This window comes from Pseudomonas sp. Pseusp49 (assembly GCF_059491875.1).
This window is the reverse complement of the sequence record NZ_CP168514.1, coordinates 4,128,569-4,149,197: the sequence shown is the minus strand read 5'-3', so window position 1 is coordinate 4,149,197 and position 20,629 is coordinate 4,128,569. Positions and strand designations below refer to the sequence as shown.

Sequence of the window (20,629 nt, the reverse complement as noted above, 5' to 3'; positions counted from 1 at the left end):
AGAGAATGTGCATGCCAAACCGCTCTTTACACTTCAAGTTGTTCTGGACGGCCCTGACTGGAACAGTGGTCGTCATGGCGCTGCTCCTGGGTTCCATTGCCTGGATCGCTTATGGCACGTCGGTAAAGGATACCTCTGCGCTGGTCGAGACCGTCGTCAAGGCCAATGCCAAGGAAGTCGAAGTTGAACTGGGGGCCGGTTTTACCGTGGCCGAGTCGCTGGCCAGTGTCGCCACGGCGATGCAGCAACAGCAGGTCGAGCGCCGGGCCGCCGATGCCATGACGCGCCAGTTGCTCGAGGCCAATCCGAACCTGTTGGGCCTGGGGCAATACTGGGAAGCCAATGCGTTCGACGGCAAGGACAGTGACTTCGTCAACCAGCCGAACCACGACGCCACGGGCCGTTACCTGACGTACTGGAATCGCGCGAACGGCACGGTGAAGTCCGAGCCGTTGAGCGGTTATGCCCCGGAGAATGCCGATAACCAGTACTACTACCGGCCGCTGCACACCCGCCAGTCATGGGCGACCGAACCCTATGTCTACAGCACGGGCAACGGCCAGAAGGTGATGCTGGTGTCGATCATGGCGCCACTGTTGCAGGGCGGCAAAGCGCTGGGGGTGGCCGGTGTCGACATTCCGTTGGAAAACATCAACCGGCAGTTGGCGAAAATCGATGCCTATAAAGGCTACGGTGCGCTGGTCTCCAGCGACGGGCTGTACGCCAGTCATCCCGATGCCAAGCGCCTGGCACAACCGGCCGATGATTTGCCGGCTGAAGCCAAAAGCGCCATCAAGGCCGGCCAGCCCTATCATTTCGAGCGCGATGGCTGGGGCTATGTGCTGCAACCGGTGCGCATTGGCAAGGCGCCGAACAGTTGGGCGTTGATGGTGGCCTATCCACTGGCCGAAGCCATGGCCGGCATCAATCACTTCCTCTATACCGCGGTGGTCATCGGCCTGGTGGCGCTGTTGGCGCTGGCCATTGTGCTCTGGCATTTGCTGGCATGGCAGATTCGTCCGCTGTCGGGCCTGACAGTAGGTATCCAGGCCTGGGGCGGCGAACTGGGCCTGCGTTTCGAACAACGCAGCGGCGATGAAACCGGCAAGCTGGCCGGGGCCTTCAACCAGTTCATCCAGCGCCTGGGGGACCTGGTGGGGTCGATCCGCCACAGCAGCGCGACGCTGATGCAGATATCCACGCACTTGGGCGACACCACCCAGGCGGTGGCCGAGCGCGCCACCTCGCAACACACGGCCACCGAGGAAATGGCCAGCGGCGTCACGGCGCTGGCGCACTCGGTGACGGAAATGTCCCAGCAGGCCGAGGACGTGGAACAACTGGCGCGCAATACCGAGATGCTGACCACGCATATCTCCGGGGACATGAGCCAGACCCTCGCCGGCATCACCCACATCGACCAGACCATGGATGTGGTGGCCGGCGCCGTGGGCGACCTGGAAAAACGTTCGCAGCAGATCGCCGGCATCATTGCGGTGATCCGCAGCATCGCCGACCAGACCAATTTGCTCGCGCTCAACGCGGCGATTGAAGCGGCGCGGGCAGGGGAGCAGGGGCGCGGGTTTGCCGTGGTGGCCGATGAAGTGCGGCAACTGGCCGAGCGCACCAGCCGTTCGACCGGGGAAATCGGCGAGATGATCGGGGCCATCGGTTCGGACGTGCGCAACACCGTCGCCAACGTGCAGCAGGTCGGTGAGGCGGTGCGTCAGGGTGTCGTGCAACTGACCACGTCGGCGCAGGGGGTGGACCAGATCCGCCAGCATGCCCAGGACATTCTGACGCGCATCAGCGAAGTGGCGCGCCAGACCCAGAGCCAGGCCGCGACGGGGGAGCAATTGTCCGTCGCGATCCAGGGTGTGAGTCGGATTTCCGAGCAGAACGATCACGCGATCCGCAGCCTGCTCGATCAGTCGTTGCAACTGCGCGACCAGGCCGGTTCGCTGAGCCGGCAACTGACTCAATTCAAGGATTGAGCCCGTTGCCGACGCTAGCGGGTTAGTGGAACGGAAAGATGTAGTTCATCCAGGCAGCCATGCGCAGGAGGATCTTGCGCATCATCGCGATGTGATGGAAATGCTGGCTGTACAACGCCGCCTGGCCGTAGGCACCGCCGGGCATCAGGTCGGCATACTGGGCATAGTCGGGATCGGTGATTTCAATGATCACCGGTACCCGGCCGGCCGGTGGCGAACCGGTGAAACCGATCAGCGTGCCCGACGGCTGGATCTGGCCTTCGGCGATGACCGACACCACGGTCTTGACCTTGCCTTCGAACACCTTCCCGGGAATGCCGTCAAAAGCGACTTCGGCCTCATCGCCCTCGGTCAGGCGCAACAGGCTGTTCTGGCGCATCCATGCCGAGAAGTAATGACCTTCGGCGGGAATGAACACCATCGAGGGGCGCAGCGGCAGTTTGGTCGCCATCATGCCTGGACGCAGCGAAACATGGGTGACGAAGCCTTTGCTGGGCGCACGCACCGTGGTGTTGTCGAGTTCGTACTGTGCGTTGTCCAGTTGTGCCTTCAGGTCGTCGGTCCGGGCGACCACCATATCCAGTTCCCGTTGAGTGCTGAAATTACGCTTGATCAACTCGGTGATCCGCACACGATCGGCCTGGGCGGCAATCAGTTGTGCCTTGAGGGATTTGACCCGGTAGTCGAAAGGCGCCGGGTCGATGCGAAACAGCACATCGCCTTTTTCCAGGGGCTGGTTGGTCTTGACCGGCACGTCGATCACCTGGCCACTGACCACGGGAATCACCGGAACCGATACGAAATAGGAACGCGCCACCTCGGAGTAGGGGTGGTTGTAGTTCATCGTGAAAATCAGCGCGCCGATAATCACGATCCCGCCCAGCACCGCCGTGGGCACCGTCCATTTGTTCAGCGGGATGCGGAAGATCTTGAAGATGGCAACGCAGAGTGCCGCATACGTCAGTATGAGTAAGAGATCCATGGCTCAAATGCCCTCGCCGAGATTGTCCGTTGGCCGCCTGCTCTGCGTCGTGCCCGTCGCCGTCTCGAGGCGCTCGATGCGGCCTTGCAGTTCGGCGACCTGTTGTTCGAGGTGAACCACATGGCTCTTGGCTGAGTGTCCGTCACTGAAACCCCAGCCCCGGTCTTCCCGATAGGCCATCGCCCAGATCCACAGGAACGGCCAGAGCGCGTGCAGGGTGAACAGGCTGACCCAGCCGGTGGCGTGGATCGCATCCTGGTGAGGGTGGTTGCGGTGGACGGCAATTTCATAGGGGATGTCGTGAAGCAGGATGATCCCGTAGAACAAAACGAGCCCGACAAAGATCAGCAGGCCCAGCGCGAAGTAATCAAGCATGAATCACTCCTATTGAAGCAGGTAACGTGTGCGCATGAGTGTAGTCGTTCAATCTACACTTGACTGGGATGCGGATATCCAGCCCGGGCAACCGGTGCCTGGCCGATGCGTCGACCGGTATCGTGCAGTTAGCCCAAGGGGAGGTGTACTCATGCCAGGCAATGGTCAATTCGAAAGGGCGCCTGTACTTGACCCTGTCGAGCGTATTACCGAGGTGATCTTCGGCCTGTTGATGGCCATGACGTTCACCGGCACCATCAGCGTGGCCACGGCAGACCAGGCCGCCGAGCGCACGATGATGCTGGCCGCGCTCGGTTGCAATCTCGCCTGGGGACTGGCCGATGCGGTCATGTACCTGTTGCGCGCACTGGTCGAGCGCACGCGCCGGATCAAACTGTACCTGGCCCTGCGCAATGGCGCGGACGCCGCGGCGGGCCAGGCGCTCATTGCGCAAGTACTGCCGTTGCAATTCGCCACGGCGGCCGGCAGCGAGGGCCTGGAACTGTTGCGCCGACGGCTGCTCGAGCAGCCGCCCTTGCCGATCAGGGCCGGCCTCGGCTGGAACGATTTCAGGGGGGCGTTCGGTGTTTTCCTGTTGGTGGTGTGCTCGACCTTTCCGCTGGTGGTGCCGTTCATACTGCTCGACCAGACGGCACTCGCCATTCGCTTGTCCAACCTGATCGGACTGGTGGTGCTGTTCATCGCTGGCTGGATGCTCGCCAGATACGCTGGCGCCACGCAGTGGCAGGGTGGGGTGATCATGGCCACTACGGGAGGTGTGCTGATCCTTGCGATCATTGCGCTGGGTGGCTGACAACTGGACATAATTCAACACACTAAAGACTCATTCTCATTTACAATTGCCCTTCCATTTACGTCGGGCAGCCCGGTATGGATGTTCTTGCCGCAATCCATCTTTATTTATCCCAGTGGGTGATCGAGCCGGTCACCCGGCAGTTCCTGGGCATTTTCGACTTCAACGGCAGACTCGGTCTATCCTTTCTCTGCATGTCTTACAGCGTCGCTTATTGCCTGTTCCGGCACCGCAAATCCCGGGGTTTGACCGACGCGCGCTCGTTCGTTGAGTTCATCGGTGGCAGCCGGGTTTACCTGCACCGCTCGGCGCTGCTCGACTACCGCTATTACTTCGTACTGGCCATCCTCAAGGTTGTCCTGGTGCTGCCCATGGTCGCTCTGGTCGACCCGTACGTGTTGCGCTCGGCGGACTACATCGCCTTCTTCACCCGACTGTGGGGCGCGCGCACGCAAGTGGAGGAGCACCTGGCGCTGACCCTGCTCTATGGACTGGGGGTATTCCTGGTCAAGGATTTCAGCCATTACTGGGGCCATCGCGCGTTTCATTCGCGGTATCTGTGGGCCTTCCACAAAGTCCATCATTCGGCACCCGTGCTGGTGCCGGCGACGGCCAGCCGCGTGCACTTTCTGGAAGAGGTGGTCGAAAAGCTCACGGACATCATCTGTGTCGGCGCCTTTGCCGGTGTCTTCTGGTACGCCTGCGGGGGAGAGATCAGCCGCTACACCTTGTTTGGCGTGACCTACATGGTGTTCATCTTCAACAGCCTGGCGGCCAACCTGCGTCACAGCCATGTCTGGTTGTCCTTCGGACCGGTGCTCGAACGGGTGCTGAGCAGCCCGGCGCAACACCAGATTCATCACAGCGATGCGCCACGACACTTCAACAAGAACTTCGGCATCAACCTGTCGCTGTGGGACTGGATGTTCGGCACGCTGTACGTCACCCGGCCCACACCCGAGGTCATCGCCTTCGGCACCGGGGAACAGGATCACGAGCGTTACCTGACGATGAAGGGTTTGATCGTCACGCCTTTTGTGGACGTTGCCGGCAAACTCCTCTGTGCCATACGCCCGAAAGCACAGCCTCAAAGCGCATCTGATCCGTATTTTTCAGTGCAATCTGCCTCTGTAACGGATACAGCCGCCAGCCCACAATAAATCTCCGGTACGGCCGCATTCGGCGCTCGCTGTACCGCCAATTCATAGTGTGGGAGGCCGCATGGCCAAGATGACGATTTTTCTCGGCGGTTTTCTGGTATTGACCATCCTGATCGGTGTGCTGGCGACGATTCCTCCGGCGTGATCACTGCGGCCGGTTTTCGTCGACGGCCAGGCGCAGCTCGCGGTACGCCGCGACCAGTTGCTCAAGGCTGAACGCACGATTTCTGCCGCTGGGGTTCGGCAGGACCCAGACCGCAGCGTTGCCGAACGTTTTCGCTTGAAGGCCCCAGGCAACCTCGCGCTGACCGGACAGCGCGCAATACGCCGCCTTGCCCAGGAATGCCACGAAACGCGGCGCATGGCGGGCGATTTTCTGTTCGAAGCCCGCTGCGGCGGCGCTGAACTCGTGCAAGGACAATTGATCGGCGCTGGCCGTCGGCCGCTCGACCACCGCGGTCAAGCCGCATTGATAGCGCAAGAGCGTCCGGTCGTTTTCCGGTTGCACCTGCTCAGGCGTAAACCCGGCGAGATGGAGCGTGCGCCAGAAGCGATTGCCGCGCCCGGCAAAATGGTGCCCTTGGGCGGCGGCAGTCATGCCGGGATTGATGCCGCAAAAGATCACGGCAAGCTCCTCGGCAAGAATATCCTCGAGTCTTTCACTCACCGCAGATCACTCTGATCGCCTGGCGTGCGAGCCCTGTCAGCTCGTCTCGGGATTTACCGGCCCGGGCACGGATCGAAATGCTGTGCAGCAGGGACGAGGCGAGCACGGCAAGGGCGGCCGGGTCGGCATCGTCTTTCAACTCGCCGGCATTTTTCGCCGCTTGCAGGCGTACTTCCAGATCGGCATCCAGCCGGCTCAAACGGTCGGACAGCACTTCGCGAATCTGCGGGTCCTCGACGGCTTCGGTGGTTGCCGTGCCGATGGCGAAGCAACCGCGAGGCTGGCCATCGCCTGAGAAGTAAATCGATAACTGCCCCTCGTAGAAACGCTGCAAGGCCTCGGCCAGCGGCAGGTTCAGGTCCGTCAGCGCCTCCTGCATGGCCGCCGCGGCAAATTCCCAATATTGCTCCAGCGCTTTGATGTAGAGCGCGTGCTTGTCGCCGAACGCGGCATAGAGGCTGGGGCGGTTCATGCCGGCGGCGGTGGCGATGCTGTCCAGGGACGCACCGGAATAACCGGTGTTCCAGAACACACCCAGTGCCTGCTGCAACGCGGTCTGCGGGTCGTAGGCCCGAGGGCGGCCGCGGCCTTTGCCCTCTGTCGATTTATTTTGTGCCATGTAGTACAAAATCCTTGTGGGGTGATGGGTCGAGGGATATTCTTACACCATCGCACAAAATTAAGGAATCAGAAATTCCTTGATCCAGGGTTTGTTGTAGCCGGGCTCGAACCGAGTGCTGCGGCGACGAAACCGACGCGCTGGGAGCGATCCTCCCGACCGCGCACGGGCTTGCTTCTTTTCAGCATTTATTGACCTGCGGGCCACCGGCACTTGTTGCCGATGCTGGCCCGATTACCCGGCTAAAGGTGAACTCGATCATGACCAAAGCGTTCGATATCCCGGCTTCACAGACCTTCGGGCAGCCTGGCCCCAACCCGGCCGGCGCGCCCACCCGAAAACCCCTGAGACAGACCTTGCGTCCCTGGCTGATGGTGGGTGTTCCACTCCTGTTCGCGGCGCTGGGCTATGCCCACCATGTGTCGGGCCAGGCCTATGTATCGACCGACAACGCTTACGCCCGCGTGGCCAAGGCGTCGATCAATGCGCGGATCTCCGGGCAAGTGGTCGAGATTGCCGTCGAGGACAATCAGCAGGTCAGCAAGGGCCAGGTGCTGTTCCGGATCGATCCGAAACCCTTCCAGATCGCCGTCGACCGTGCGCAAGCGCAACTGAGCGTGGCGCGGCTGCGGATCGACGGACTCAAGGCCAGCTATCGCCAGCAACAGGCGGAACTGCAAGCGGCGAAAGAGTCGGCTGACTTCGACCAGAAGGATTTTGCCCGCAAGAAAGCACTGGTCGCGACCGAGTTCGTTTCGAAGTCGATCTACGAACGGGCCGACACCGACGTGAAGGTGGCGCGGCAACGGATCGCGTCCATCGAGCAACAGATCGCCAGCACCGTGGTGGCCCTGAACGGCAATCCGAACATCGAGGCCGATAGCCACCCGACGGTGCGCGAGGCCCGGGCGCAGCTCGACGAGGCGCAGTTGTACCTCTCGTACACCACGGTATACGCGCCGCAGGACGGCATCGTGGCCAAGGTCGACGACCTGCAGGTGGGCAACTACCTGAACAACGGCGCGCCGGCCTTTGCCTTGCTGTCCGGGCACGAGATCTGGATCGAGGCCAATTTCCGCGAAACGGATGTGACCCACATGCGCCCTGGCCAGCAAGCCACCATCCGCATCGATACCTACCCGGATCGCGTGTTCAAGGCCCACGTCACCAGCATGAGCCCGGGGGCCGGGTCGGATTTCGCCCTGCTGCCGCCGGAGAACGCGACCGGCAATTGGGTCAAGGTGACGCAGCGGGTGCCGGTACGGCTTGAGCTCGACGAAGTGGACCCGGCGCTGCCGCTGTTCTCCGGGACCAGCGCCACGGTGAGGATCGACACCCGGTTTCGCAGCCCCTGGTGGCATCCGCTCAAGGCGTTGCTGACCGCAGGTAACTTCTGATGAACGCCCAATCGATAGTAAACCCCGGCGGGGAGGGTGCGCGCTCGCTCAGGTTCGCCGCCTTGCTGGCGACCTACATGCAGTCGGCCAACCTGCCGTTGCCGAACGCGGCACTCAGGTTGATTCAGGGCAGCCTGTCGATGACCGACGATCAGGCGGGCTGGATTTTCACCTCGTACCTGGCCGCGAGTGCGATCAGCATGCCGCTGGCCCAGTGGCTGGCCGCACGCTTTGGCTTGAAGTGGGTGTATCAGTCGGCGCTGGCGTTGTTTGTCCTGGGCTTGCTGCTCGCCACGGTGGCGACGACGCCGCTGGAATTCGTCGGCGCGCGCATCGTTCAAGGCATTGCCAGCGGCGTACTGGCGCCGCTGTCGATGGCGATCGCCCTGGAAACCTTGCCGCCGGAAAAGCGTGCGAAGTTCGGCGTGAGCTGGACCGCCATCGTACTGTTCGGCATCGTCAGCGGCCCGAGTATCGGTGGCTGGATCGCCGAACATTTCGGCTGGCGCCCGATGTTCTACCTCAGCGTGCCACTGTCGCTGTTTATCTTCCTGGTGGCGGCGCTGTTGTTGACCGAGAAGAAAGCCGAAAAACCTCCGGCGTTCGATTTCTTCGGTTTCGGCACCTTCACCCTCGGCCTGATCAGCCTGCAGATGCTGCTCGACCGGGGTGAGCGACTGGACTGGTTCGCCTCGCCCGAGATCTGGCTCGAAGCTGTGGCGTCGGCGCTGGGGCTCTATCTGTTCGTGGTGCATGTGCTGACTTCGAACGTGCATTTCCTCAACAAGCGCCTGCTCAAGGACCGCAACTTCGTGCTGTCGACGGTGATCTTTTTCGCCCTCGGTTTCGTGCTGTTGTCGACCATGGCCCTGACCTCGCCGATGCTCGACGAGATTCTCGGCTACCCGCCGGACACCACGGGCGCCTTGACGATCCCGCGTGGCATGGGCCTGGTCGGCGCCTTCCTGCTGATGGGGCGGCTGCCCGCGCGCTTCGACCGTCGCCTCTTTGTGGCAGCCGGAATCGCCATCGTGGTCTATGCCAACTGGCTGATGCTCGCCTATTCGCCGCTGATGGACGAGTGGCCCGTGGCGGTCGCCGGCGCGATCCAGGGCGCGGGCCTGGGCATCCTGATGCCGGCGGTGAGCAACGTCGCGTTCAGTACCCTCGACCCCGCGCTGCGGGTCGAAGGCACCGGCCTGTTCAATCTGGCCCGGGTCTACGGCAGCACGCTGGGGGTGGCGATCGTGCAGCTGTTTTTCTTCAACAACACCCAGGCCATGCACACGGCGCTGGTCAGCAACCTCACGCCGTACCGCGCCGCTGCGCATTCGCTGACCTCGGCGCCGTTGCAGGTGCTGGAGGGGCTCAACGAAATGATCACCGGCCAGGCCGCGTTCATCGCCGTGGTCGATCAGTTCAAAATCCTGATGGTGGTGATGCTGGTGGTGAGCCCGCTGGTGTTGTTTCTTCGCAAGCCTGTTGCGGCCAATTAGTTTTCGTGGAGTTCGCCAAATGAAATCCTGTGCGCTGGTCATCACCCGATACGTGCTGCAAACGAAGATCGCGGCGCTGTCGCTGCTTTTCTTGCTGACGGCTTGCACCGTTGGCCCCGACTATCAAACACCGCCGGCGAGTACATCGCAGCACTACGACACACAGGCCGAGCAGCGTCTTGCCCAGGGTGCAGCCCCTCGCATCGACCTTGGCAAGAAGGTCAGTGGCGATTGGTGGACGGCCTTTCGCTCGCAGAAACTCGACAACGTGGTGCGTCGTGCCATCGACGGCAACCTGGACCTGGTGGCCGCCGACGCAACGATCCGCCAGGCCGCTTCGTCTGTCGCTGCGGCCCAGGGGGCGTTGTATCCGCAGGTCGATTTCGGCGCCGTGGCCGGTCGTCAACGGGTGCACAACACCAAGGAACCCTCCATTTCCAACTTCTATGCGATCGGACCGCGAGTGGGCTTCGACCTTGATGTGTTCGGCGGCAACCAGCGTCTGGTTGAGCAGCAGCAGGCGTTTGCCGCACTGCAAAAACACCGCTACGAAGCGGCGTACCTGACATTGACCGGCAACGTTGCCAGCCAGGCCTTGCTGTTGGCCTCGGCCAACGCGCAGATGCAGGCCGTGGAAAAACTGCTCGCCAACGATGCGAAAAACCTGGAACTGGTGCGCATGGCGCACCTCAACGGCAGCACCACGCAGATCGATGTGTCGCTGGCCGAGACCCGGCTCGCCCAGGATCGCACGCTGTTGCCGCCCCTCGCTCAGCAGCGCGATGCGGCCCGCCATGCGCTGTCGATCCTGACAGGGAAGGGGCCGGCGGACTGGATCGCTCCCGACTTCGACTTGAGCGAGTTCGCCCTGCCGTCGAACCTGCCGGTCAGCCTGCCTTCGGAAATGGCCCATGACCGCCCGGATGTGCTGCAGGCCGAGGCGCAACTGCACATGGCCAGCGCGGCGGTGGGCGTGGCGACGGCGAACCGCTATCCCCATGTCACGTTGTCGGCCTCTCTGGCGCAGGCGGCCTCGGGCAACGGCGGCGCGGCACTCTGGGGTTTCGCTGCCGGGCTGGCCGGGCCGATCTTCGATGGCGGCACGCTCAAGGCACAGCAGCAGGCCGCCGTCGACGGCTACAAGGCGACGCTCGCCGGATACCAACAGACGGTCATCAACTCGTTCGGGCAGGTCGCCGACACCTTGCAGGCGATCAACCATGACGCCGAAGAACACCTGGCCCAGACCGACGCCTTGCGCGCGGCCGAAAACAGTTTGCAGTTGAACCAGCAGGCCTTCGCGCAAGGCGAGAACAGCATCCTCCAGGTCCTGGAAGCGGAGCGTGCCTATGAGCAGGCACTGCTGGGACAGATCCGCGTGAATACCGCGCAGTACCTCGACACCGTGCAGCTGTTTGTTGCCCTGGGCGGTAACGCTGTCGGGACCTTCGAGCAACGCGTTGCCTCTGGCGACGGGCAGACACCTTCGTATCAATAATGGCTGCGGCCTGGAGTAGACACATGACCTATGAAGCCTTTCACGACGGACTGCGCGATACCCGGTTTGCGCTCAACCATGGAGCGGTCGAGATGCCGGCGGTTGGATTCGGAACCTTGTTCCGTGATCTCGCCACCACGACTGACGCGGTGAAGGAAGCGCTGGCCGCCGGTTTCCGCCATTTCGATTGCGCTGAGCGTTATAGCAACGAAGCCCAGGTCGGTGTGGCGCTGGCGCAGGTGCTGGCCGCCGGCAACGTCCGCCGCGAAGACCTGTTCATCACCACCAAGCTGTGGAACACCAACCATCGCCCCGAGCGCGTCGAGCCCGCGTTCGCAGCCAGTTGCCAACGCCTGCAAGTGGACTACATCGACTGCTACTTGATCCACACGCCGTTTGCCTTTCAACCCGGCGACAACCAGGACCCGAGGGACGCGCAGGGCAACGTCATCTACGACCACGGCGTGACGCTGATGGAAACCTGGCGGGCGCTCGAGCGCCTGGTGGATGAGGGGCGGGCGAGGTCCATCGGGGTGTCGGATATCACGCTGGACGCGCTGAAGGCGCTGGTCGCCGAAGCCCGGATAAAACCCGCCGTGGTGCAGGTCGAGGCCCACCCTTATTTGCCGGAGTGGGAACTGCTTGAGTTCTGCAAGGCGCACGGGATTATCGTGCTGGCGTTTGCGCCATTGGGGCACGGCATGCAGCCCAATGTGCTGGCAGACCCGGTGCTCACCGGCATCGCCCGGCGTCTGCAGAAAACTCCGGCCCAGGTCGCGCTGGCCTGGTCGGTGCAACGCGGGGTGGCGTTCCTGACCACCTCGGCAACGCCGAGCCATATCCGGGAAAACATCGATATCTCGACCTTGCCGCACAGGGCCATGATCGAGATTCAACAAGACATCACCACCCGTATACGCTTCAACTCGGTGGTTGAAACCGGTGTTCCCGGATTCATTGCGCGCAAGCCGTAGTGCCTGAGATCAGGACGGTGCGTCACGGGACCGCCCTGTTCACCTAACCCTTGAGGTGAAACCGATGGATGTTTTCCAGACCCTGCGCTGTTTCGCGGCGGTGGCCCAAAGCGGCAGCTTCACCGCGGCGGCCGCGATGTTGGACACCACCACGACCCACGTATCAAAAGCCGTTTCCAGCCTGGAGGCCAGGCTGCAGACGCGCTTGATCAACCGCACCACCCGGCGCCTGGCATTGACCGAAGCCGGTGTGCGCTATTTGCAGCGCTGCGAGCGGATCCTGGAGGACATGCGTGAGGCCGATGCAGAGGCGGGCACGGCCCAGGTCATGCCCGCAGGCCGACTGAAAATCCACGCCATGTCCGCCATCGGCAACCACTACGTGATCGGCGCCATCGCCCGCTACCGGCAAACCTGGCCTTCGGTGCTGTTTGACCTGACCGTGACCAATCGCCTGCCGGACTTGCTCGAGGAGGGCTACGACATGTCGATCGTGCTGGCGCGGGACCTGCCCGATTCCGGCTTTGTCGCCCAGCGGCTGGGCATCACCTACAGCATTCTCTGCGCCTCGCCCGAGTACCTGAGCCAACGCGGGATTCCCGACTCGCCGGGTGAACTCGCCGGCCATGACTGCCTGCGAATCGTCAACACGGTCATGCCGGCCGAGCACTGGGTATTTGAAGGCCCGCAGGGGACAGAGACATTCAGCACGCCGGTGTCGCCCTTTCACGTCAACACGGCTGACGCCATGACCTTCGCGATCAAGAACGGGATGGGGATTGGCATTCAACCGATTGCATCGGCCGTCGAGGGCCTGCGGGCGGGGACGTTGGTGCGCGTATTGCCGGCGTATCGGCTTGAAGAGTTGAACCTGTTTGCGATCTACCCTTCACGCAAGTTCGTGGATGCAAAAATAAAAACCTGGGTGGAATTTCTCAAGCATTCCATTCCGGGGTTGCTGGCGTCTGATGAAAAAATTGTCGGTGCATCGGTGTAACTGGCGCTGTACCCATGGAGTGTCGACCCTCCATCGTCCATACAGTGCTCACCCGTTCGAACAGCCGGTGCCCATCACTTGATATTCGACGGTACGGCGTTGACCCCGGGAATCTTCATAGGTCATGCGCGCCGGCACCGGTCCGCATTCATTGGCGATTTCCGATACTTCGATGACGCGTTTGATATCGAGCCGGGTGCCGTAGGTGTAGGTTTCAACTGGCGGTGGGCTGGCGGCAGCAGTCGAGTGGCTGTCGTCTGCCAAGGCCTGGGTGCCGGCGCTGGCCAGCGCAAGCAAGAGTGCGATGTTCAACAGTTTCATGATCTTTACCTCGTGGTTTAAACGTTATCCCGGGGATTATTCACTTGGGTGAAGTCGATGTTAGGCGTTTGGCGGGGGCGCAAAAATCGGTCGGTGGGATAAACACTGTTGCTGGATTGATCATGAATCGAGGGGACTTTCAGCGTGGACACAGCCCCCTGTAGGAGCTGGCTTGCCAGCGATGGTCGTTAACGATAACGCGGGCGAACTGGATGAACGCGGCGCACTGGAGTCCATCGCCAGCAAGCTGGCTCCTACAGTTTCAGCATGGGCATGGCGCCTGTAGGAGCTGGCCTGCCAGCGATGGTCGTTAACGATAACGCGGGTGATTTGGATGAACGCGGCGCACTTGAGTCCATCGCCAGCAGGCTGGCTCCTACAGTTTCAGCGTGGGCATGGCGCCTGTGGGAGCTGGCTTGCCAGCGAGGGGCGTTAACGATAACGCGGGCGAACTGGATAAACGCGGCGCACTGGAGTCCATCGCCAGCAAGCTGGCTCCTACAGTTTCAGCGTGGGCGCGGTCCTGTGTGGGAGCTGGCTTGCCAGCGATGGTCGTTAACGATAACGCGTGGAAGCTGGATAAACGCGGCGTACTGGAGTCGAGGAGGGGGCACCCGAAGAGATCCTGCAAAACCCTGTACAGGAGCGAACCCGGTCGTTCTTGAGAAAGCATCTGCACGATAGATAAGGTGCGCTTTCGCTTCTGAACCCGGCAGAGGGCGTGATTTGACGCCCTGTTGGGTTGCCAATCCCGTCAGTTAAATTTATTGACTTAAAAGTCAGCTTCTAGAAAGATGCAGGCCGCCAGACCTGTTTCGATCTTTTCCCAGCCTCAATCACGTAGCACTGACAGCGCCTGCAGACTCGCAGGCGGTAAATTTCGCCTATCGCTATATACAAAAATATATAGCGATAGGCGAAAACGTCAGGTCACGAGGGAATCAGGACCATGGGCACCAAAAAAACAAGAGACCCGCACCGGAGTAAACACAATGAAGCTGCAACCCCTGGCCCTGGCCATCACCCTCGGTGGCTTGACCCACCAGGCCATCGCCGCCGGTTTTATCGATGACAGCAAGGCCTCGCTGAATCTGCGCAATTTCTATTTCAACTCTGACAACCGCGAAAGCCAGGGCAACGTGGGCAATGCCGCCTATGCCAGCCAGGCCAAGGAGTGGGGGCAGGGGCTGCAACTCAATGTGATTTCCGGGTTCACCCAGGGCACCGTCGGCTTTGGCCTGGATGCCATCGCCATGACCGGGCTGAAGCTGGACAGCGGCGGTCGCGTGGGCAAGGCCGGTATCGACCGCACGCCGGGGGCGCTGTTTCCCGTGGACAGCGATGGTCATGCGGTCGATGAATATTCCAAGGGCGGCGTGACCGGCAAGGTGCGCATTTCCAAAACCGAAGCACGTCTGGGCACCCTGCAGCCCAAGCTGCCGGTGATCAACTTCAACGACGGTCGCCTGCTGCCGCAAACCTTCGAAGGCGGGCAGGTCACCTCCAGCGAAATCGACGGCCTGACCCTCACCGCCGGCCAACTGCAAAGCACCAAGACCCGCAGTTCCACCGACGATGTCGACCTGCGCATCAGCGGCGCGACGCGTCCCGCCGGTACGCCGGCCAGCACTGCGTTGGCGGACTCGGACAGCTTCGTCTTCGCGGGTGGCGACTACAAGATCAGCAAGGACCTGACCGCCCAGTACTACTACGGCAGTCTCGAAGATTTCTACCAGCAGCACTTCCTCGGACTGATCCACACCCTGGCCATCGGCCCCGGCGCGTTGAAGACTGACCTGCGCTATTTCAACAGCAGCGCCGATGGCAAGAACGGCAATGCGGCCGGGCGTGCCCAAGGCTATAAAAGCAGCGGCTTCTGGCGAGCGGGGGACACTCACGTCGGTGAGGTGGACAACAACACCTGGAGCGCCCTGTTCACTTACAGCCTGAGTGGCCATGCCTTCAGCGCGGGCTACCAGCAAGTCTCCGGCGACAGCGCGTTCCCGTTCGTCAACCAGGGTGACGGCGCCACCGCGTACCTGATCACCGACCGGCAGATCGGCAAGTTCCTCAGTGCCGGCGAGCGCACCTGGCTGGCCGAGTACGGCTATGACTTCGTCGTGCTTGGCGTGCCGGGTCTCAAGACCGTGGTCACTTATCTCAGCGGCGACAACATCGACTCCGCTGCCGGTGATCGCAAAGAGTGGGAGCGCGACCTGCGCATCGACTACGCACTGCAAAGCGGCCCGCTCAAGGGGCTGGGCATTTCCTGGCGTAACGCCAGCTTGCGTGGCAATGCCAGCAGCGACCTGGATGAAAACCGCCTGATCCTCAGCTACAGCCTGCCGCTGCTTTAAGCACGGCAGAGCGGTCCTTGGCTGCCATTGCGCAGCCCGGGTCCACGGTGATTGGTCAACCACGACAGGAGCATCGTCATGCGTTCCATTTTTTCCACTGTGCAAAGCCTTGTTCGCCCCGGCACCAAACCCCTGCCGTTGCCCGGCACCGCCATCGATGTGGCGCAACAGACACTGGAGGTGGTGGGGCAGGTGCACAATCCCCTGTGCCTGAGCGTGGCCGACCTGCAAGCCATGCCGGGTTACGACTGGGTGAGACTGACCAGCAACACCTGCGAGGGCAATGCGCAAAAAGCCCAGAAAAAGGGCTATCGCGGGGTGCTGCTGCGGGAAATCGTGCTCAAGGCCGGGCTCAGGAGCGACGACCCCAAGGGCTGGAAGCGCGCCTATGTGGTGGCGCGCGCCAGTGACGGCTACGTCGCGTTGTTCAGTTGGAATGAACTGATCAATACCGACGTGGGCGATGCAGTGCTGGTGGTGTACCGACAACATGCCCACGGGCAGACGGCGGCCGGCGAACACCTTTCATTGGTCTCGGGAAGCGATCGCCATTCCGGGGCCCGTCAGGTGAAGTGGTTGCGCAGCATTGAACTGTGCAGCATCTTCGGCTGACTCTCGTACAACACAGCGCCGAGGAAAATGCCGATGCCTGTCTGCAATTCGCTGGGTTGTGATCGACGCCCTTCGGTCGAACAGCTGTTGGCCGGCGAAAAGTGGCCGCCCGAATGCGAAGTGGCCCTGAGGGATTTGCTCGAGCAAATGGCCAACGCCGGCCATGACGTCACGCTGCACAACCTCGGCCGGTTCCTCGGCGACTTTGTGCCGCGCTACACCCTGGACCGTGCCGAGGAATGGCAGGAATGGGCGACCCGACGCTGGGTCTCGCAGACCAAACCTGCGCTGGTGGACAAGCTGGCGGATGTCTTCATCGGCGGTCAGTGACAGCGCCGGCGCTCACCGGTACTCATCATGCCGACGCCACCAGGGCCCCGTTTCATTGCGTCCCCTGGGTGCGCGGTCGAGCCATTGGTACATGCTCCACAACCCGTCCAGGCCCCGCGCGTAGGTGGAGTAGGTGTGATAGATCTCGCCGTCCTCCAGCACAAAGGTACTCAGTCCCGGCCGGTCGCGGGTATAGGTCGGTGCGTCGGTGCCACAGGTCGCGGCGAACTGTTTCACCGGTTCCGGAATGTCACTGGCGTCCATGGCATGGCCGCCGCGCTGGTAGTTGTATTCGACCAGGCCTTCGCGCTGCTGCGCTTCGGTGAAGTAGACGTTGAAGTCGGCGGTGAAATCGCTGTCGGCGGCCGAGGCCCAGGGGAAGGTCCAGCCCATCCGGCGCTTGTAGGCCTGCAGTTGCGCCAACGGTGCGCGGGATATCGCCATCAGGGTCACGTCGTGATTGGCCAGGTGGATGACCACGGGGTCGAAGCCATCGGCAATGGCTGAGCAGGAAGGGCAGCCGGCGGTGTAGTCGGGGCCGAACATGAAGTGATAGACCAGCAGTTGCGAGCGCCCTTGAAAGAGTTCGGCCAGGGTGGCGCTACCGTTGTCGGTAGCGAAACGGTACGTCTTGTCGAGGCGAACCCACGGCAAGGCCTGGCGTTGCCTGGCCAGTTCATCGCTGCGTCGGGTCAGGGCCTTTTCCGCTTCGAGCAGTTGCAGGCGTGCCGCCAGCCATTGGTCCCGGGTCGCGGTTGTGTGCGTGTTCATCGCTGTACGCTCCTGGTGAAAGGTCGTGAATTAGACTAAACCCGGGTATCGAATGATGGGAGTGACAAGCGTGGCGGGATTTCGATGGACTCGATGATCACGGCCGCCGCTCAGGCGCTGGCGGCGGGCAATCCACTGGGGGCACTGGACCGCGTGGCCTTGCGCGACGATGCGCCGGCGCTGGCCCTGCGCGGCATCGCCATGGCGCAACTGGGCGATCTGGTGCGCGCCCGGGCGCTGGTCAAGCGCGCGCAGCGAGCCTTTTCGCCCAGGGAAGTGCTGGCCCGTGCCCGATGCGTGGTGGCCGAGGCCGAAATCGCCCTGGCGTCGCGAGAACTCGGCTGGCCGGTCAAGGCGCTCGAAACGGCGCGGGTCACCCTTGAACACCACGGTGACCGGGTCAATGCCGCTCATGCGCGGTATCTGCAAATCCGCCGTTTGCTGTTGATCGGCCAACTCGATGAGGCGCAGCAGTTGCTGGCCAGTCTCGACCCCGGCCCCTTGCCGCCGGCCTTGCGCGCAACCCATGAACTGGTGCTGGCGGGAATCGCCATTCGCCGCCTGCAATCGAACGCGGCGCGGGAGGCGTTGACGCGAGCCGGGCAGGCTGCCGCTCAGACGGGGATTGCCGCGCTGATCGCTGAAGTCGAACAGGCTGCGCGCCTGCTCGACGCACCCGCGGCACGCCTGATTGCCCGGGGTGAGGAACGCGCACTGCTGCTCGATGAAGTCGAAGCCTTGCTCGGTTCAACGGCGCTGGTGGTGGACGCCTGCCGGTACGTTGTGCGGGGCTGCGGCATGTCGGTGTCGCTGGCGACGCGGCCGATCCTGTTCGTGCTCGCCCGCGCATTGGCCGAAGCCTGGCCCGCCGATGTTGCGCGGGAAACGCTGATCGCCCGGGCGTTCCGTCTGAAGCTCTCGGATGAGTCCCATCGTGCCCGGCTTCGCGTGGAAATCGGCCGCCTGCGTAAGGCACTCAAGCCGTTGGCCGGCGTCATCGCGACGTCCCGTGGTTTTGCCCTGCAAACGTCCGTGTGCACGGAGGTGGTGACACTGGCGCAACCGGTCGAGGAAAAATTTGCCGCGGTATTTGCCTGCCTCGCCGATGGCGAGTCGTGGTCGAGTTCCGCCCTGGCCCTGGCGCTGGGTACCAGCCAGCGCACGGTGCAGCGTGCACTCGATACGCTGGCGGAGCAGGGCAAGGTGCAGTGGTTTGGCCGAGGCCGCGCGCGGCGCTGGATGACGCCGCCCGTGCCGGGATTCGCGACGACCTTGTTACTCCCGGCGCCGCTGCCCGGTGGCTAGGATGAACGCCACCACCCCCCCCATCGAGGAATGCCAGATGAAACACGCAACTGCTGAAGTCATTCGTGAATATGGCCCGTTTGCCGAGGTCGATCATGTGTGCGGCGTCACCTGGGACGGCGAAAAGGTCTGGTTCGCCAGCAACAGCAAAATCAACGCCCTCGACCCGGAAAGCGGCAAGCTGCTGGACTCGATCGATGTCGCTGCCCATGCCGGCACCGCATTCGATGGCGAGCATCTGTTCCAGATCGCCGACGACCGCATCCACAAGATCGACCCCCGCACCGGCCGCATCCTCTCGACGATTCCGGCCCCCGGCGCCGGCACCGATTCGGGCCTGACCTGGGCCGAAGGGACGTTGTGGGTGGGCCAGTACCGCGAACGCAAGATCCACCAGATCGACCCCGAGACCGGCAAGATCCTGCGCACCCTCGAATCCAACCGTTTCGTTACCGGCGTGACCTGGGTGCAAGGTTCGCTGTGGCATGGCACCTGGGAGGGCGACGAGAGTGAGTTGCGGCGCATCGACGCGCAAACCGGTGAAGTACTCGAGAGCCTCAGGATGCCCGAAGGCGTCGGCGTGTCGGGACTGGAGTCCGATGGCGGCGAGCGGTTGTTCTGCGGTGGCGGCGAAAGCGGCAAGGTGAGGGTGGTGCGTCGGCCTTCGTGATGCACGGAACTGTGTACACCCACTTACCCTGTGGGAGCGGGCTTGCTCGCGAAGGCGGTGGATCAGCTAGCATCAATGTCGTCTGATACGCCGCTTTCGCGAGCAAGCCCGCTCCCACAGGGGGCAGTGGGTGTATGCAAAATCTGCAAGCAACCTCACTCAGTCCGCTTGTGGATGCTGATCGTTGATCTCGTACCAATCCGCTTTCGAGCCGACACAAACATGTTTTTGCTTGCCCGTCCGTAGCGGCGTATCCAGCGAGCCGAGGGCAATCGAAACCCACTCGGAAAACGCGCCTGTCGAGTCAGTCCAGAACAGCGAAGATCCGCAGCGGGAACAGAACTGCCGCGTGACACCTTTGGACGATTCATAGGCCTGCAGCGAATCTGCACCGCTCATGATCGACAGCGACGAGGCGGGCGCGCTCGCGTAGGTCGCAAACGCAGCCCCATGGCTCTTTCGGCACTGGCTGCAATGGCAATGGGTGATGGCTTTCAGCTCGCTCGACAGGCGATATTTGACGGCGCCGCAGAGGCAGCTGCCCTGGTGAAACTCATCCATGTAAAGTCATCCCTGTATCAATAGTATTTTTCCGTCCTGCCATGTTTTCTGCTGGTCGAAATCGGTCTAAAAGCGCGGTTGGCAATCGTCCCTGTTTTGCTATCCTCAACTTTGTAGGTGAAGACGCAGACTGATGCGCAAAAGGATAGCAAGGAGACGTGGGGCGCGTTCCGAAGGGTACACGGTTAGAAAGATCCCCGCGCTGGGATCCAGCCCTTATGCCGTGTGAAGCAGAAGAGTTCCATTACGGTTTTACGACTCTTTTGTGGGAGGCCTGATAAACCTTGTAAGCCGGAGACCAGCACCGGCCACCTACTTGTACTCACCCACGAAGCCCGCTCAGTGCGGGCTTTTTAATGCCTTGGTTTTTTCACGATGTGGAGCCAGCGTGGGCATGACCCCCTGTGGGAGCTGGCTTGCCAGCGATGGTCGTTAACGATAACGCGTGTGAACGGGATGAACGCGGCGCACTCGAGTCCATCGCCAGCAGGCTGGCTCCTACAGTTTCAGCGTGGGCATGACCCCTTGTGGGAGCTGGCCTGCCAGCGATGGTCGTTAACGATTACGCGGGTGAGCTGGATGAACGCGGCGAACTGGAGTCCATCGCCAGCAGGCTGGCTCCTACAGTTTCAGCGTGGGCATGGCCCCTTGTGGGAGCTGGCTTGCCAGCGATGGTCGTTAACGATAACGCGGGTGAACAGGATGAACGCGGCGCACTTGAGTCCATCG

At 62.2% G+C, this 20,629-nt stretch carries 20 protein-coding genes and 1 pseudogene; 14 read left to right on the top strand and 7 right to left on the bottom strand.

What is annotated here, in order from left to right:
- The first annotated feature begins 11 nt into the window (after positions 1-11).
- Entirely contained in the window at positions 12-1,994 is a 1,983-nt protein-coding gene (locus ACEN83_RS18530) for a methyl-accepting chemotaxis protein (protein WP_495578007.1), read from the top strand.
- Between the two features lie 22 nt (positions 1,995-2,016).
- On the opposite strand, the gene ACEN83_RS18525 is transcribed toward ACEN83_RS18530, so the two are convergent.
- The gene (locus ACEN83_RS18525; protein WP_495578006.1) at positions 2,017-2,976 is read right to left on the bottom strand and encodes an HlyD family secretion protein; all 960 of its coding nucleotides are present in this window, start codon (positions 2,974-2,976) and stop codon (positions 2,017-2,019) included.
- A gap of 3 nt (positions 2,977-2,979) precedes the next feature.
- Complete coding sequence (locus ACEN83_RS18520; RefSeq protein WP_007976137.1) at positions 2,980-3,351, bottom strand: DUF3302 domain-containing protein; 372 nt, start codon at positions 3,349-3,351, stop codon at positions 2,980-2,982.
- Positions 3,352-3,502: 151 nt separating this feature from the next.
- Here ACEN83_RS18520 and ACEN83_RS18515 point away from each other — a divergent pair, with 151 nt between their 5' ends.
- Both ACEN83_RS18515 and ACEN83_RS18510 read left to right on the top strand, forming a co-directional pair.
- A complete protein-coding gene (locus ACEN83_RS18515) occupies positions 3,503-4,165 on the top strand; it encodes a hypothetical protein (protein WP_258681462.1) in 663 nt (220 codons plus the stop codon).
- A 77-nt stretch (positions 4,166-4,242) separates the two neighbouring features.
- Positions 4,243-5,325 carry a sterol desaturase family protein gene (locus tag ACEN83_RS18510; protein WP_495578005.1) on the top strand — a complete coding sequence of 361 codons (1,083 nt, stop codon included), beginning with the start codon at positions 4,243-4,245 and terminating at the stop codon, positions 5,323-5,325.
- A 145-nt stretch (positions 5,326-5,470) separates the two neighbouring features.
- Here ACEN83_RS18510 and mug read toward each other — a convergent pair whose 3' ends face one another.
- Positions 5,471-5,992 carry a G/U mismatch-specific DNA glycosylase gene (gene mug / locus ACEN83_RS18505; protein WP_495578004.1) on the bottom strand — a complete coding sequence of 174 codons (522 nt, stop codon included), beginning with the start codon at positions 5,990-5,992 and terminating at the stop codon, positions 5,471-5,473.
- Positions 5,985-6,611: a TetR/AcrR family transcriptional regulator gene (locus ACEN83_RS18500; protein ID WP_495578003.1), complete on the bottom strand. Its 627-nt coding sequence runs from the start codon at positions 6,609-6,611 to the stop codon at positions 5,985-5,987. Before ACEN83_RS18500 ends, mug begins: the two co-directional genes overlap by 8 nt.
- A 260-nt stretch (positions 6,612-6,871) precedes the next feature.
- Here ACEN83_RS18500 and ACEN83_RS18495 point away from each other — a divergent pair, with 260 nt between their 5' ends.
- The 5 genes from ACEN83_RS18495 to ACEN83_RS18475 all read left to right on the top strand — a co-directional run bounded on the left by ACEN83_RS18495 (position 6,872) and on the right by ACEN83_RS18475 (position 12,973).
- Positions 6,872-8,008: an HlyD family secretion protein gene (locus ACEN83_RS18495; protein ID WP_495578002.1), complete on the top strand. Its 1,137-nt coding sequence runs from the start codon at positions 6,872-6,874 to the stop codon at positions 8,006-8,008.
- Positions 8,008-9,504 (top strand): DHA2 family efflux MFS transporter permease subunit, encoded by a 1,497-nt coding sequence (locus tag ACEN83_RS18490; RefSeq protein WP_495578001.1) that lies wholly within the window; start codon positions 8,008-8,010, stop codon positions 9,502-9,504. The genes ACEN83_RS18495 and ACEN83_RS18490 overlap by 1 nt, the downstream gene beginning before the upstream one ends.
- Before the next feature lie 19 nt (positions 9,505-9,523).
- Positions 9,524-11,002 carry an efflux transporter outer membrane subunit gene (locus ACEN83_RS18485; protein WP_495578000.1) on the top strand — a complete coding sequence of 493 codons (1,479 nt, stop codon included), beginning with the start codon at positions 9,524-9,526 and terminating at the stop codon, positions 11,000-11,002.
- 23 nt (positions 11,003-11,025) lie between these two features.
- Positions 11,026-11,976 (top strand): aldo/keto reductase, encoded by a 951-nt coding sequence (locus ACEN83_RS18480; protein WP_495577999.1) that lies wholly within the window; start codon positions 11,026-11,028, stop codon positions 11,974-11,976.
- Positions 11,977-12,040: 64 nt separating this feature from the next.
- Positions 12,041-12,973, top strand: coding sequence for a LysR family transcriptional regulator (locus ACEN83_RS18475; protein ID WP_495577998.1), 933 nt, complete (start codon positions 12,041-12,043; stop codon positions 12,971-12,973).
- Positions 12,974-13,021: 48 nt separating this feature from the next.
- On the opposite strand, the gene ACEN83_RS18470 is transcribed toward ACEN83_RS18475, so the two are convergent.
- Positions 13,022-13,294 (bottom strand): DUF2790 domain-containing protein, encoded by a 273-nt coding sequence (locus tag ACEN83_RS18470; RefSeq protein WP_495577997.1) that lies wholly within the window; start codon positions 13,292-13,294, stop codon positions 13,022-13,024.
- A 598-nt stretch (positions 13,295-13,892) separates the two neighbouring features.
- On the opposite strand from ACEN83_RS18470, the pseudogene ACEN83_RS18465 reads away from it, so the two are divergent.
- From ACEN83_RS18465 to ACEN83_RS18450, 4 genes and pseudogenes are all read left to right on the top strand, one after another.
- Positions 13,893-13,982, top strand: a pseudogene (locus ACEN83_RS18465) (polar amino acid ABC transporter ATP-binding protein); the annotation flags it as partial.
- A gap of 304 nt (positions 13,983-14,286) precedes the next feature.
- The gene (locus tag ACEN83_RS18460) at positions 14,287-15,651 is read left to right on the top strand and encodes an OprD family porin (protein ID WP_495577996.1); all 1,365 of its coding nucleotides are present in this window, start codon (positions 14,287-14,289) and stop codon (positions 15,649-15,651) included.
- Positions 15,652-15,729: 78 nt separating this feature from the next.
- Complete coding sequence (locus ACEN83_RS18455) at positions 15,730-16,263, top strand: molybdopterin-dependent oxidoreductase (protein ID WP_495577995.1); 534 nt, start codon at positions 15,730-15,732, stop codon at positions 16,261-16,263.
- Between the two features lie 33 nt (positions 16,264-16,296).
- Positions 16,297-16,593 (top strand): hypothetical protein, encoded by a 297-nt coding sequence (locus ACEN83_RS18450; protein WP_116583333.1) that lies wholly within the window; start codon positions 16,297-16,299, stop codon positions 16,591-16,593.
- A 12-nt stretch (positions 16,594-16,605) separates the two neighbouring features.
- On the opposite strand, the gene ACEN83_RS18445 is transcribed toward ACEN83_RS18450, so the two are convergent.
- A complete protein-coding gene (locus ACEN83_RS18445) occupies positions 16,606-17,364 on the bottom strand; it encodes a DUF899 domain-containing protein (protein WP_495577994.1) in 759 nt (252 codons plus the stop codon).
- Between the two features lie 84 nt (positions 17,365-17,448).
- Between ACEN83_RS18445 and ACEN83_RS18440 the strand changes: the two genes are divergently transcribed.
- Both ACEN83_RS18440 and ACEN83_RS18435 read left to right on the top strand, forming a co-directional pair.
- A complete protein-coding gene (locus ACEN83_RS18440; protein ID WP_495577993.1) occupies positions 17,449-18,669 on the top strand; it encodes a helix-turn-helix domain-containing protein in 1,221 nt (406 codons plus the stop codon).
- Between the two features lie 37 nt (positions 18,670-18,706).
- Complete coding sequence (locus tag ACEN83_RS18435) at positions 18,707-19,339, top strand: Vgb family protein (RefSeq protein WP_116583336.1); 633 nt, start codon at positions 18,707-18,709, stop codon at positions 19,337-19,339.
- 159 nt (positions 19,340-19,498) lie between these two features.
- On the opposite strand, the gene ACEN83_RS18430 is transcribed toward ACEN83_RS18435, so the two are convergent.
- A complete protein-coding gene (locus ACEN83_RS18430; RefSeq protein WP_495577992.1) occupies positions 19,499-19,900 on the bottom strand; it encodes a GFA family protein in 402 nt (133 codons plus the stop codon).
- Positions 19,901-20,629: the final 729 nt, after the last annotated feature.

Bases quoted from the DNA above. Each gene is read 5' to 3' on its own strand.
- ACEN83_RS18530 (WP_495578007.1), top strand. From the start codon at position 12: ATGCCAAACCGCTCTTTACACTTCAAGTTGTTCTGGACGGCCCTGACT.
- ACEN83_RS18525 (WP_495578006.1), bottom strand. From the start codon at position 2,976: ATGGATCTCTTACTCATACTGACGTATGCGGCACTCTGCGTTGCCATC.
- ACEN83_RS18520 (WP_007976137.1), bottom strand. From the start codon at position 3,351: ATGCTTGATTACTTCGCGCTGGGCCTGCTGATCTTTGTCGGGCTCGTT.
- ACEN83_RS18515 (WP_258681462.1), top strand. From the start codon at position 3,503: ATGCCAGGCAATGGTCAATTCGAAAGGGCGCCTGTACTTGACCCTGTC.
- ACEN83_RS18510 (WP_495578005.1), top strand. From the start codon at position 4,243: ATGGATGTTCTTGCCGCAATCCATCTTTATTTATCCCAGTGGGTGATC.
- ACEN83_RS18500 (WP_495578003.1), bottom strand. From the start codon at position 6,611: ATGGCACAAAATAAATCGACAGAGGGCAAAGGCCGCGGCCGCCCTCGG.
- ACEN83_RS18495 (WP_495578002.1), top strand. From the start codon at position 6,872: ATGACCAAAGCGTTCGATATCCCGGCTTCACAGACCTTCGGGCAGCCT.
- ACEN83_RS18490 (WP_495578001.1), top strand. From the start codon at position 8,008: ATGAACGCCCAATCGATAGTAAACCCCGGCGGGGAGGGTGCGCGCTCG.
- ACEN83_RS18485 (WP_495578000.1), top strand. From the start codon at position 9,524: ATGAAATCCTGTGCGCTGGTCATCACCCGATACGTGCTGCAAACGAAG.
- ACEN83_RS18480 (WP_495577999.1), top strand. From the start codon at position 11,026: ATGACCTATGAAGCCTTTCACGACGGACTGCGCGATACCCGGTTTGCG.
- ACEN83_RS18475 (WP_495577998.1), top strand. From the start codon at position 12,041: ATGGATGTTTTCCAGACCCTGCGCTGTTTCGCGGCGGTGGCCCAAAGC.
- ACEN83_RS18470 (WP_495577997.1), bottom strand. From the start codon at position 13,294: ATGAAACTGTTGAACATCGCACTCTTGCTTGCGCTGGCCAGCGCCGGC.
- ACEN83_RS18460 (WP_495577996.1), top strand. From the start codon at position 14,287: ATGAAGCTGCAACCCCTGGCCCTGGCCATCACCCTCGGTGGCTTGACC.
- ACEN83_RS18455 (WP_495577995.1), top strand. From the start codon at position 15,730: ATGCGTTCCATTTTTTCCACTGTGCAAAGCCTTGTTCGCCCCGGCACC.
- ACEN83_RS18450 (WP_116583333.1), top strand. From the start codon at position 16,297: ATGCCTGTCTGCAATTCGCTGGGTTGTGATCGACGCCCTTCGGTCGAA.
- ACEN83_RS18445 (WP_495577994.1), bottom strand. From the start codon at position 17,364: ATGAACACGCACACAACCGCGACCCGGGACCAATGGCTGGCGGCACGC.
- ACEN83_RS18440 (WP_495577993.1), top strand. From the start codon at position 17,449: ATGGACTCGATGATCACGGCCGCCGCTCAGGCGCTGGCGGCGGGCAAT.
- ACEN83_RS18435 (WP_116583336.1), top strand. From the start codon at position 18,707: ATGAAACACGCAACTGCTGAAGTCATTCGTGAATATGGCCCGTTTGCC.
- ACEN83_RS18430 (WP_495577992.1), bottom strand. From the start codon at position 19,900: ATGGATGAGTTTCACCAGGGCAGCTGCCTCTGCGGCGCCGTCAAATAT.